The sequence below is a fragment of the Vibrio sp. 10N.286.48.B8 genome, assembly GCF_003050085.1.
Taxonomy (GTDB): Bacteria; Pseudomonadota; Gammaproteobacteria; order Enterobacterales; family Vibrionaceae; genus Vibrio; species Vibrio crassostreae.
The window spans coordinates 218,447-231,167 of record NZ_PIGD01000004.1 but is presented as its reverse complement, the minus strand read 5'-3'; the positions used below and the strand labels follow the sequence as shown (position 1 = coordinate 231,167).

Genomic DNA, 12,721 nt, shown 5'->3' with positions numbered 1-12,721 from the left:
CTTATGAATTACCAACGTGTGAATTTAATTGAGACTGCTTCACCCATTCCCAGCCCTAACCCGCCAGCTTTAAGGTCAAAAATCTCTCCAGCTTCTCGGTCCCAAATTTTCACCTCATGGTAAAATAAGCCGCTGAAATAATGCCCCTTATTATCGAGTAATTCGATCTGTTTCCCCTTCTCAAGCTTATCGAAGAATCGCTCATCAATATAAGATGAACCAGAGAAAACAGGGATTGTTGTAATACCAGCGAAACGCATCACTAGCTCACCATAATCACCAACAGCACAGGCAATCACAATACCGGCACCGCCACAGGTCGTGACACGATATTGCCAGCCAGAATCGGTAGTAAAGGCACGCTTGATCGTTCCTCGCCCTAATACACCATCTATTTGAATATGAACTTCTTCTGGCAATGTCGTGCCTTTAATTTCAAACATATGAGGTTGAGAGTTACGGAAGTAAGGTATAGACATACCTTGACTAACGAATCGCTTAGTCGGTGTGATAACTTTGATTCTTAACCTATCACCATCAGTGTAACTAATGAGATTAGACAGGGAGCTCGGGTCATTCATATCAAGCTGTTCAATATCAACCCAAGCACCTTTGTTAATTGAATAAAAAGCTTTCATCTCCTCGCTGCCACTTTCTCCAGACATGTCCAAGCTATTCTTGATAAATAGTGTTGAACTTAGCGCCGAGTTAGAAAACAGCAGGGTTAATAATAGAAATGTAAGTTTAATTTTCTCCAGCATATACTGACCTTAATATTTAATAAGTATTTAGCTGGCAGGATGTTATGTACAAAAAAAAAGAAAAACAACACATGATAAAATAATATATTAGAATCAAGTTGGGGCGCATACTTTTTTACGGTTTATAATAATATAACTATCATACTTTAGAACTAGAAATATAACATTTAACAAGATCAGTAAGAAAAAACCAATGAAAACAAAAGTCTATAAATTAGGGGACGGTAATATTAGCCACACAATAATTTAAACTGAGTTGCGTATGGTTATTTATCAAATAATAAAATGACTAACACGGACAAGAAAACGAGAGGCTTCCTCGTCAAAGAAAGCCATACCCACTGAATCTAAACGGTAGTTTACCCAAGCTTGTCCAGTTTAAGTTCTGCCGTCACCTTAGTAAGGCGGAGAGCTATCGCAAAGCAAACTAAATAAGGGCTTACATACCAAAAGAGGCTTTCTAGTGGCTGCTTGACCTGGGCCTCTCTGGTTTTAATGTATTGGTTTTTCTGCTTCTCATACTGACTCAACATACCATCCACCCACACCGCATCGCTTTCCACCAGCGAAACGCTCGGCGCAGGAACCGTAAAATCCGATGCATTCGGTAGCAAGGTGAAATCGACATCTTTGAACGTAATTGCGGTATTCAAATACCACAAACACGCTTCATGGTGCTGAGCGTGATTATCTAAAGATGATTGACCGGTGCAGGTATCACTTCTCAGCTTATCCAAAGAAAACTGCTGAACCGACTCTAAAATCGCCACCGCTCTGGTTTGTTCTGTTTCAACCCAATCACCCGCTACTTTCGCACGAATCTCAGACACTGCACCCAGCATCCCGATACCCGCCAAGAACGGCCATAAATAATCCATAAGCTTCCACTTTCGTCGGCTCAAGTTGAACCCACACCAAATCGGAAGATGAAAAAGGAGCGTTAGCCCAAGCGATAGCAAAACGAAATTCAAGGAGCTAGAGAGCATGAGTTCGCTATCAAAGAAGTTCTTCATAATGAGAGACTTGCCTGTATAACAAAGAGAAATTTGATACTAGGTTCGATATTTGAAAGGAGTGTAAGGGGAAAGTAAAAACAGCACCAAGATTGGTATTGGCGCTGTTTATTTAAGCAACCACCGGCTTTTCCATAGGGATGCAATCGAGGCTAATACCTCTAGGCGAGTGATAAGTGGAAAGTTCATCGCCAATAAAGCCACACGAACGATAAAACGTAGCGGCATTCAGGGTCGATTCTAACTTCATTAAGGGCAAGTTGTGTTGAATCGCGAGCTCCTCTAAGAACTGCAACATCTGCTTCGCTGCACCTTTTCCTGCAAAGTCAGGGTCAACAAAAATAGCATCAACCATACCGGTTTCGATGTTGATCTTACCGCTGCCAATCACTCGACCATCAACTTCTGAAACGTGGAAGGTTTCAACTACATCACTGATGAATCCATCAGACATTCCACCCTGCGTCCATATTGACAGCTGTTCTTCTGAGTAATAAGCCGAGCACTTCTCGACAATGGCACGGCTTCGGATATCGAAAATATCCTGAGCATCAGACTCAACCGCTTTTCTAATTGTAATCATAAGCCTACCTCTGGTGACTAAAAGATACTACTTGCTAGTAAATCGAATAACTACTCGGTGACTAACGCTGGAGATTGCTTCCCCTTAGCTGACATAAGATAAAAACCAACGGCACCAGCAACTGAAATTAATATCACACTAAACCAAGTGAAAGTGTACCCATAATCATCGATAAAGTAGCCAATCACGATAAAACTAGGCATGACGAAAACCGTTCGCAAGGTAATGAGCACGCCTTGAATGCGTCCACGATGACTCGACGGGGAGTTGTTTGCTAGGTATACCCCTTCTTTTGTTAAAAGGAGGACCTCGCCTGCAGAAAGAAATAACCAAGCAAAGAAATGAACAGGAATGGTTGGATACAACATCACCAGCATGTAACCAAGCGCAAACATCAAACCAGCGTAAGCAAGGCTAACTGTCTCTAGTTTCTTTGAGGTTAACCTCATTAAAATGGGTGTGATCAGCACCACTAAAACACAAGCGTAAGTCATTAGTTGCCCAAAAATAACAGGACCTTGCTCTCCGAACACGTGGCTCAAGTACAGTGGGCTAGCCATTGTCATTTGATTCAATGAGTACCACAGTAATCCGCATAGAAAAGTGAATAGTAAAAGCCTTGGCCTTGATCGTAGAACGGACCAAACAGAGCCTGAGACCGGCTGTTCAAGCTCGCTATCGTTGTCCGATTCTAATCCAGGTTGCACTTTCACAAACGTAGCAACAATAACAACACAGCAAAGAGCAGCCAAACCGTTCCCAAAGAATATCCACTCGGTATGATTCCAAAACAGGTAACCAGCCATGATAGGACCGAGAGCTGAACCAAAATTGTACGCTAAATAACTGAGCGAAATAACTGCATCACGATTTTTAGGTGTGGAAAGATCAGCAACTAAAGCATTGCTCGCGGGCAGAGCTAAACCACCAAAGAAATAGGCCGACAACAACAGCGTAGGTACGATGACAGGATCATCAGCGAAAAAACCACAAACAATCAACAAGACTGCAGACGTAAACTCACCAAAAACCATGATTCGTTTATGTCCCAACCTATCCGATAGCCTCCCACCTAAAAAGCTCCCGAAGAGGTATCCGCCCGTTCCCGCCATTGCTAAGGTGCCAGCTACCGTTGCAGAGTATCCCAACTTGTCAGTAAAAAGTAAGACAAGGAATGGCAGAATGAAGTTACCCATCCCTAAAATCATTCTAGCCACAGCTAAATAATAAATATTGTTTGGTAAGTTCCTGTACATTGCAGTGGCAGAGAATAGCTGATTGATCATAATATCCTTAAAGTAACATCAAGTTTTTGGCAACTGTGTTTTATTCGATGGTGCTGAAATCGAGGTTTCTAGGCACGGCAACACTCACCACCTGAGTGCCTGCAATTAAGTCATGCAAACAGCGTCTGTCTTTACGTAAAGCAAACAGGTAATCAAGAGTCGATATATACTGACCAACAACAGGAATATAAACAAAGATACTCATCGGTAAGATTCGTTTGAGCACTATGTTGAATAAACCTAGTTGTTTGCCATCCATATCAACAATTGCAATTTCCATTATATTTTTGCCAATAGTCTGCCCTTTCTTATGCAGTAAATAGCCATTCAACAAAAGGAACACGAGCCAACCGTAAGCAGTGACTGCTATTAGTTCTGCTGTATCAGCTGTCCCTGTTTCAAATATTTTTTGGAAATAATCGGTATAGAGATAAATTGGCATGACAATAGCCACAGCAATTAAGACATCAATAAAAACGGCCCAAAAGCGCAGCCACCTAGACGCGAGTCTTACTTCAGATGCATTTTCAATTATTGGGTTTTCTAATGATTCGTGCTCATTTTTTTCTAAATTGTTGGCTGACACACTAACAACTTGAGTGCCTGCGATTAAGTCATGCAAGCAACGTCTGTTTTTTCGGAAAATGAAAAGAGAATCCAACATGGATATTAAATGGCCAGTGATAGGTATAATAGTAAAGGGAGTCATAGGTATCATTCGTTTACCCACTATTTTATATAACCCTATAGGTTTACCTTCCATATCGACAATCGCAATTTCCATTAGATGTTTGCCAATCGTCTGTCCCTTCTTATTCAGTAAATACCCATGTACCAATAAAAACATCAGCCCTAAATAGGCATAGACAGCAGCGACTTCTCTAAGGTCTATCACCCCTGTATCGATTGTTTTTTGAAAATAATCTGTATACATAAAGATTGGCGCAATGATGACAGCCGTAATGATACCATCAATAAAAAACGCTAAAAAACGAGGCCATCGAGATGCAGGGACAACTTCGGTTGTATTTACACCAATTTCAGAGTTGTCGCTATCTGAACTTTTCTTTGAAACAATGACAACTTGAGTGCAAGCGATTAAGTCATGTAAGCAGCGTTTGTCTTTGCGAAAAACAAACAGATAATCAAACGTTGATATAAATGGACCAATAAAAGGTATGTAAGCTACAGCCACCATAGGAATGATTCGTTTGCCCACTATGTTTAGCAAACCTATTTGTTTACCTTCCATATCGACAATCGCAATATCCATTAGATTTTTACCAATTGTCTGCCCCTTCTTATGAAGTAAGTACCCTTGGCACAAAAAGTAAACCACCCAACTATAAACAGTCAGAGCAACTTGTTCTGTTAACTCAATGGTTTCATTGGAAAGCAATTTATCGTACAAACCGCCATATAGAAAAACAGGAACAATGAAAATCGCATACACGAAAGCATCAATGATAGATGCCCATAAGCGAGACCATCGAGACGCGAGTACAATTGTAGGGGTGTTTTCTATTACTTCAGACATGTCCTTTCCTAAGGTGGTATTGATTATTGGCGTAGAGAAATCGATTTTTGATAGCGTTAGGTTGATGTACTGATAGACAAATCTTGAAATTAATTCGAAAGAAAACACTTTGCTTTCAATAGATAAGAAACGCTTTATAAAATCGAGAGAAACATAACACAGGCAAATGCCAAAACTAATGGACCATGCAATATATGTGAGCTTAGTTGCTTAAATTTCGACTATAAAACGCGATAAGGTAGGTTGAAGGAAATTTAACAAGGTAAATTTTCAGAGGTAATAATTTTTGACTTAACAGTTTGTATTAATAAGACTTTTGTTAATTGGACAATTAGAAGAGAGGGGCATTGTTGCTATTTCAGTTCCAATACATGCTCAATGAAATCCGCTTTCTTTTCACGATACTCTTCTTGCGACCAACCTTCACAAGACATTTTAAGGGCATTGTATTGCTCGACTAGGGCAGGGGCCGCACGTAGCTTGTCACGAAACGTTAGAAAGCATTCAAACTCAGAACCATTAGCGACAACTTGCAACGCCACATCGTCCCCAGATGTAGAATCCAACATACACAGTTCCGGCGTTCTTAAGGTATCGAGTTTCTCATTGAAGCCGAGTGTTGTGAGTCTCCCTATAACATCCTCAAGTTCGACAAGCTCAACACCTACGAAGATATCCAAATCGCCCTTAGACACGGCAAAAGGAATAGAAGATGCGCCTACGTGCTCAACTCTCGCGTTAGGGATTAGCTTTTTGATGTCACGTTCGTATCGGATAAACAGCTCGTTGCAAGCTGCTTGGTATTGCTCCGCGGGGTAAAATTTCATATATCCTTACTCCGAATCACAAACTATTGAAGACACCAATTGCTAACAGAAGCAACACGATGCTAGTAGCTCCGATATAAGAGATTCTTGTTCGCTCTTTTTCCGTTGGAATCAATAGGGGGAAGCGCCCTAATGTGAAGATTTTACAGACTATCCAGCCAGCTCCGTAACCAATAAATTCGATCACTAGCGACTGAAACATATATCTGAAGAATGCGCTTAACGCCCTAAAATACGCAACTATCAAGTCTTCCATTTTCTGTCCTAATCAAAGTCAATTGGGAACAGAAAATGCCATGAGTAGAGATTCATATCAAATTTCTTTACTATGCCTATAACGGTAAAATCCCCTTCAAAGCGGTTATATTGGGTGTTTTATACGATGACTTAACTAAAACATCATGACGCTAAATCTGAACCCAATAACAAATCAATCCCTGCTTCATTGATTGAGTACTGATACACGCCGTTCCCCCAACTATCATGCTCGATGGTTTTTTCAATATAACCAAGACGTTCCAATTTAATTGCAGCCAAACTGATTAAACTATCTGACTCGTGAACATCATTACAAATTTGAAAAAAATCCAAGCCATCAGGGCGAGATGTGTGTGATGAAAGAACAACCGATAAGAACTTTAGATCTACTGTAGAAATAGGATAATTTTTAGAGTTAACTTCCAACACCGTGTTAGCTTTCAAAGATTCTCTATTCAATAAACCTAACCTTTTAACTTCAGCCTTAACTAATGAGCAAGCTCTATTTGTTGCAGAAACAAGATCACCATCACTTCGATTAGCTTCATAATCTGCTGGCATTAAGCCAAGAAGATCTGTGGGTAAGTGCATTTCTTGATTTCGAGGTTTAATAAAAAATGTACGCTCTTTCCCGATAGCTCCTACAAATAACCCCATCTCAAAAAGCACATTATCTCGCACGACATGTTGCTCTCGGCTTCTTATCATAGCAATGTCATCTGGAGCAAAAATAAACAACGCGAAATCAACAGAAGATGACTTTGCAACCAAGTCATCAACACTAGTGGAAGAAAGCTTAAAAGTTCCATTTTTCCAAATAGTAACCTCAAACTCATGATCTAGATTGACATTAATAGCTTCTGCCACATCCAAACTTTCTACTGAAGACGCTATAAATATTCTTGGTTTTCTCATTGAAAACACACCTTAAAAAAGCAATTAACTGCATATAATATAGCTTGGCATATTATTACTCAAACACTGAGAACACTCTAAGTGACATATATACACATATGCCATTAACTAAATAGTATTTCTGCATTCCCTTTGTCCAAAAACAAAAAGCCCCGGTTATAGGAACCGGGGAAACAGGGTGGGATGAGTTTGGCGCGTGCCCGAAACCAAACTCTCCCCAAGCCTCACCTAAGACTCATGCTCTTAGGTAAAGGATTTAAATCATTATTGAAGCGTAGCGCCTTGCTCTACCCAAGTGCCGATCAGTGCGCGTTCTTCATCAGTCATTTGAGTCATATTGCCGAGCGGCATCACCTTGGTTGTTACCGTTTGAGCAACAATTCTTGGTACGTTAGCTTTAATCTCTTCTGGCGTATCAAACATCACACCGCCTGGCGCAGCAGCAAAAGCGGCGTGGCTTGGGGTTGATGAGTGACACACAGAACAGCGCTCTTGAATGACTTTGTTGATGGTTTCAAAGCTGACACCTGCGCTAGCAGGTTGCGTTGCATACGCTGGAGTCTCTTGAGCGTCAAGCACTGCCGAAGCCGTGCTGTTCGCAGCAAGATCTTCTGGAGTCGATTCTGTCGCGCTCACTTGCGCTTCTTGAACCACTGGCGCTTGCACAACCGGAGTCATCTGTTTTTTCGCGTAAGGTGAGGTAACAAACGCAAGCGTGATCATACCCAATGCCGCTACTGGTACTGTCCATGCAAACTTCTGGCTACCATGACGGGTGTTAAAGTAGTGACGCACCAAGATACTGAAGATCGCTAACCCAGCAAGAATCAGCCAGTTGTATTCCGAGCCATAAGTGCTTGGGAAGTGGTTACTGATCATGATGAACAGCACTGGCAGTGTCATGTAGTTGTTGTGACGAGAACGCAGTAGACCTTTCGCTGGTAATGCCGGATCCGGTTCGCGCTTCTCTTCAATCGCTTTCACCAAGTTACGCTGCGCCGGCATGATAACGCGGAATACGTTACCCACCATGATGGTACCAATGATGGCACCTACGTGGATGTAAGCACCGCGACCACTGAACACTTGGGTTAGACCATAGGTCGCAGCAACGAGCAACACAAACAGCACTACGCCAAGCAACACGGGGGTTTTACCTAATGGCGAGTCACACAGCAAGTCGTAGATAAACCAACCAGCAACGAATGAACCAATACCAATCGCGATTGCCGTTGTTGAATCAAGGCCAGAGCCCGGTGCAATCAGGTAGATTTCAGCGTTGAGGTAGTAAACCACACCCAGTAGACACACACCGGTGATCCACGTGAAGTAGGCTTCCCATTTGAACCAGTGCAGGTGCTCTGGCATTTCTGGTGGCGCAAGTTTGTACTTCTTTAGGTGATAAATACCACCGCCGTGAATCGCCCATAAGTCGCCTGAAAGGCCCGTTTTAGGGTTAACTCGGTTAAGGTTGTTCTCTAACCAAACAAAGTAAAATGATGCGCCTATCCACGCAACACCAACAATCATGTGAGCCCAGCGTATTGCTAAATTCAACCATTCTGTAATATGCGGATCCATAATAAACTCCTGTATCACAACGCTTTAGCTAAGCGTTGCTCTTCCTTGTTGTCTTCCGTTGGCATATCTTCCAAATGCAATGCCACTCGATCGTTGTCGAAATAAACTTCATCACAGTTATGTCCTTCTCCGCCTCTATCGACAATCAAGAACTGGTCTTGATCGGTGAGCGCGAGAACTGGGTGATGCCACACCCCTTTGTGATAGTTCACTCCTTGACGGCCGTTGCTCAAGAAAGCTCGGCTATTGGCTAATGTTGGATCATCGCCTTTTGGCGCAACAACAATTAAATAGGGTTGACCAAGTAATGGAATGAATGCCTGAGAGCCAAGTGGATGACGCTCTAACATTTTGATGGTCAGTGGGTAGCTCAACGGTGTGGCTTGGAAGATGCTGATGATCGCTTCTCCGTCTTGGTCTTGCACATCCGTTGTCGCTAGCTTGTGGTAGCGACGTGTTGATCCACTGTTGATCATGAAGAAATCACTATTATCGGACTCGATAACGTCGCCAAACTCTGCAAAAGCCTGCTTGGTTAACGGTTCGATGGATAAACGACGTATTCCATTACTCATACTCATTTCCTTACTTATTTCGCCTTCGTACCAAATAGACGCAAACGGCTGATACCACCATCTGGGAATATGTTTGCACGTACGTGGGTAATCGCACCAAGGTCGTTTACCTCAGAAATGAATTCGTGAATCTCGTGCGCTTGCAGCTTTTGTGCTGGCAACAGTTCACGCCAGAATAGGCTTTGTGTTTCTACTTGGTCGTCGGTACCGCCTTTCACATAAGCCGCTTGAATTGAGCAGCTGTCTGGGTAGTTACCTTTAAAGTGAGCCGTATCCACTACGATGCGTTCGATGTTACCTGGGTGGCCTAGTGCCACGATAACCCAGTCATTACCCGGCGTACGACGACGTGCTGTTTCCCAGCCATCACCCATGTTTTCACCGCGGCCTGGGCCTAAGATGTTGGCTTTGTTGCCGTAGTGCTCATCGCTACATGCCAACGCTCGGCCACCGTGTTCAACCGATGCTAGGTCGACTTGTTGCTGAGAATCAATTGCGTCCCAATCTACACTTGGTCGGCCATAAACACGTAAACGTGCGACACCACCGTCTGGATAAATGTTCAAACGTAGGTGCGTAAATACTTGGTCATTTTCGATTGCTTCAAGATGATGGTGATCACCTTGTAGTGCCATTGAAGGCAGAATTTCTTGCCACTCTGTTGAATCAGTTGGCTCACTTTGTGGTGAATAACACGCGTCAATTGATGCCGAAGGTGGGAAGTTACCTGTGAAGAATGAGGTATCAATATCAACGCCAGCAATAGTGCCAGCTAGGCCAAGGCGAACGACACAGTAGTCGTAACCTTCACCACGTTTACGTCTGCTTTCCCAACCGTCCATCCACTTGCCGTTGTCGTCGTATAAGTCGTCTTTCCACTCTGGTGCTGCATGGCTGAGTAAACGGCTTTTATCGGCGAAAAAGTCGTCGGTTGCGAAGGTAGCTTCTGCGCCGAGTTTTTCGTCTGCAAGGTTTATGTACTGTTCAAATTTATGGGTCATGTCCGTGTAATCCTATGAAATTAATCAAGTAATAATAAAATGAGAACTTAGTGGCTTATGTTTTTACAAATCAAACCTTTAGCGCACTAAGACTGGGCTGAGATAGCTGTTAACTCCGTTAACTTACATATCCCAGAGACGAAACATCGCGATCTTGTTGATCTCTTGAATCGCCGTAGCAAACTCAGTTTCACTATCATTTCCTAATCGCATCTCGAACGACTCAAGAATTTGGTAACGATTGGCTCCCTTCACCGCCATGATAAAAGGGAAATTGAAGCGACTTTTGTAGCTGTTGTTGTAAGAAGTGAATTTTTCAAATTCTTCGGCGTTGCACTGGTCGATGCCCGCCCCCGCTTGTTCTTTGGTCGACGACTCTGTGAGTTCGCCGTTTACTGCTGCTCGACCGGCTAAATCCGGGTGAGCGTTGATCAAAGCCAACTGTTTGCCTTGGTCTGCACTTAACAAGGTCGATGCCATTTTCAGGTGAAGATTCTCGATATGGTCGTCTTCAGCATTCAAACCTTGGTCATACACCACTTCTGCAACCCACGGGCTGTGCTCGTAAACATCAGCAAAGTGAGCGACAAAGGTATCGCGGTCCATGGTTGTTGGTTGGCATGATCGAAATTCAGTCACGTTAAGCCTCCTTGCTTCACTACTACTTTTGCTGTTGATGAATAGCGTTATTTGGTTGATATGGATGATGTTGGTGCCAGTGGTTGGCGATATCGATTCGACGACATAACCACACGCTGTCGTGCTGTTTTACGTAGTCTAAGAAACGTCTTAATGCAGCAATACGACCGGGGCGACCAATCAGACGACAATGCAGCCCAACCGACATCATTTTCGGTGCGGTTTCGCCTTCCGTATAAAGGGTGTCAAACGTGTCTTTTAGGTATTGGAAGAACTGTTCACCAGAGTTGAAGCCTTGCGCGGTTGAAAAACGCATGTCGTTCACATCGAGTGTGTAAGGGATCACCAGTTGTGGATGACCGGTTTCGGTATGCCAATAAGGCAGGTCATCGTCATAGGCATCCGAGTCGTAAAGAAAACCGCCCTCTTCTGCAACCAAGCGACGCGTATTTGGACCCGTTCGACCTGTGTACCAACCTTGTGGGCGTTGACCCGTCACTTGTTGGATGATCTCAATCGCTTTGGTCATGTGGTCGCGCTCTTCAGACTCATCAATGTATTGATAGTCGATCCAGCGATAACCGTGGCTACAGATTTCGTGACCCGCTTCGACCATGGCTTTGGCAACGTCTGGATGACGCTCAATCGCCATTGCGACAGCAAATACGGTCAGTGGGATTTCATATTCATCGAACAAGCGAAGAACACGCCACACACCTACACGGCTACCATATTCATAGATGGATTCCATGCTGATGTGACGTTCGCCTTTGATCGGTTGTGCTGACGGGATCTCTGAGAGAAAGGCTTCAGACTCGTCGTCTCCATGTAACAAACAACGCTCACCGCCCTCTTCATAGTTCAATACAAAAGAAACCGCGACGCGCGCATTACCTGGCCATTGAGGGTTTGGAGGGTTAGCTCCGTAACCGATCAAATTTCTTGAATAATCCTTATTCATCCAAGTACTCCTAACATAAGTGGTTGGCTTAGCCGCTCTTTAACTGAGTCAACAAATGGATTCTCGATAAACAAAGCAACCTTACCCCTGTACATTTATTGTATACAATTATTTATCTCAATGTAAAGATTTTGTTATTAAAGTTAAATTTACGCACCTCATTCATTTAAAAACAATAAGTTAACAAAACACAAGCTCACCAAAAAACGATAATCAAGATCTATGAATTCAGAAAAAACGACACAATGGTTAACATTTTCCCAACAATTAGCTTTACTAATTGTGTACAGTTCGTACATAGTTAGTGATAACAAAGTGACCAGTTGCATTCTTTGCAAGGTCGAAGCAGACAGATAAACCACGGAACAGAGGAGCGCCAAAAGCGCTATTAAAGGACTATGGGAAGATTAACAACACACGTATTAGACACGACTCACGGCTTGCCTGGCGCAGAGATCAAGGTAGAGCTTTATAAGGTAAACGAAGACTCAACAGAAAAGCTGGCGACCGTGCTCACCAACTCCGATGGCCGAACCGATGCGCCTATTCTGGCAGGGAATGATTTCCGACCGGGGAAATATCAATTGGTGTTCTACGTTGCGGATTACTACAAAAGCAAAGGTGTGGAATTAGATGGTGTGCCTTTCCTAGACGATGTGGTTATTCGTTTCGGCTTGGATGATCCCGATGCGCACTACCACGTTCCGCTTTTAGTCTCACCATACAGTTTCTCGACTTATCGGGGCAGTTAGTCCCGATGCTTAGAATCCCGATCTAGGCTCAA

The 12,721-nt window shown here is 43.2% G+C and carries 14 protein-coding genes; 1 reads left to right on the top strand and 13 read right to left on the bottom strand.

The genetic code is table 11. From position 1 onward, the window contains the following. Nucleotides 1–8: 8 nt before the first annotated feature. The 13 genes from CWO08_RS07335 to puuE all read right to left on the bottom strand — a co-directional run bounded on the left by CWO08_RS07335 (nt 9) and on the right by puuE (nt 11,937). Nucleotides 9–761, bottom strand: coding sequence for a hypothetical protein (locus tag CWO08_RS07335; protein WP_107898645.1), 753 nt, complete (start codon nt 759–761; stop codon nt 9–11). 359 nt (nt 762–1,120) lie between these two features. After that, complete coding sequence (locus CWO08_RS07330; protein ID WP_107898644.1) at nt 1,121–1,639, bottom strand: hypothetical protein; 519 nt, start codon at nt 1,637–1,639, stop codon at nt 1,121–1,123. Nucleotides 1,640–1,886: 247 nt separating this feature from the next. After that, nucleotides 1,887–2,357, bottom strand: a complete 471-nt coding sequence (locus CWO08_RS07325; protein WP_019821249.1) for a GNAT family N-acetyltransferase — start codon at nt 2,355–2,357, stop codon at nt 1,887–1,889. 50 nt (nt 2,358–2,407) lie between these two features. After that, the gene (locus CWO08_RS07320) at nt 2,408–3,643 is read right to left on the bottom strand and encodes an MFS transporter (RefSeq protein WP_108020168.1); all 1,236 of its coding nucleotides are present in this window, start codon (nt 3,641–3,643) and stop codon (nt 2,408–2,410) included. Nucleotides 3,644–3,683: 40 nt separating this feature from the next. Continuing rightward, nucleotides 3,684–5,180, bottom strand: a complete 1,497-nt coding sequence (locus CWO08_RS07315; protein ID WP_108020167.1) for an RDD family protein — start codon at nt 5,178–5,180, stop codon at nt 3,684–3,686. Between the two features lie 353 nt (nt 5,181–5,533). After that, nucleotides 5,534–6,007 carry a GrpB family protein gene (locus CWO08_RS07310; RefSeq protein WP_102479035.1) on the bottom strand — a complete coding sequence of 158 codons (474 nt, stop codon included), beginning with the start codon at nt 6,005–6,007 and terminating at the stop codon, nt 5,534–5,536. A 16-nt stretch (nt 6,008–6,023) separates the two neighbouring features. Beyond that, nucleotides 6,024–6,263 (bottom strand): hypothetical protein, encoded by a 240-nt coding sequence (locus tag CWO08_RS07305; RefSeq protein ID WP_102479034.1) that lies wholly within the window; start codon nt 6,261–6,263, stop codon nt 6,024–6,026. Nucleotides 6,264–6,406: 143 nt separating this feature from the next. Then, a complete protein-coding gene (locus tag CWO08_RS07300) occupies nt 6,407–7,180 on the bottom strand; it encodes a TIR domain-containing protein (RefSeq protein ID WP_017061600.1) in 774 nt (257 codons plus the stop codon). A 264-nt stretch (nt 7,181–7,444) separates the two neighbouring features. After that, nucleotides 7,445–8,761 carry a urate hydroxylase PuuD gene (locus tag CWO08_RS07295; protein ID WP_102479033.1) on the bottom strand — a complete coding sequence of 439 codons (1,317 nt, stop codon included), beginning with the start codon at nt 8,759–8,761 and terminating at the stop codon, nt 7,445–7,447. A 14-nt stretch (nt 8,762–8,775) separates the two neighbouring features. After that, entirely contained in the window at nt 8,776–9,336 is a 561-nt protein-coding gene (locus CWO08_RS07290; RefSeq protein ID WP_108020166.1) for an ureidoglycolate lyase, read from the bottom strand. Nucleotides 9,337–9,350: 14 nt separating this feature from the next. After that, the gene (gene alc, locus CWO08_RS07285) at nt 9,351–10,337 is read right to left on the bottom strand and encodes an allantoicase (protein ID WP_108020165.1); all 987 of its coding nucleotides are present in this window, start codon (nt 10,335–10,337) and stop codon (nt 9,351–9,353) included. Nucleotides 10,338–10,460: 123 nt separating this feature from the next. Then, a complete protein-coding gene (uraD, locus tag CWO08_RS07280) occupies nt 10,461–10,976 on the bottom strand; it encodes a 2-oxo-4-hydroxy-4-carboxy-5-ureidoimidazoline decarboxylase (protein ID WP_017067791.1) in 516 nt (171 codons plus the stop codon). A gap of 22 nt (nt 10,977–10,998) precedes the next feature. Further along, nucleotides 10,999–11,937: an allantoinase PuuE gene (gene puuE, locus CWO08_RS07275; protein WP_107898636.1), complete on the bottom strand. Its 939-nt coding sequence runs from the start codon at nt 11,935–11,937 to the stop codon at nt 10,999–11,001. 398 nt (nt 11,938–12,335) lie between these two features. On the opposite strand from puuE, the gene uraH reads away from it, so the two are divergent. Continuing rightward, the gene (gene uraH, locus CWO08_RS07270) at nt 12,336–12,689 is read left to right on the top strand and encodes a hydroxyisourate hydrolase (protein WP_061033007.1); all 354 of its coding nucleotides are present in this window, start codon (nt 12,336–12,338) and stop codon (nt 12,687–12,689) included. Nucleotides 12,690–12,721 lie beyond the last annotated feature (32 nt).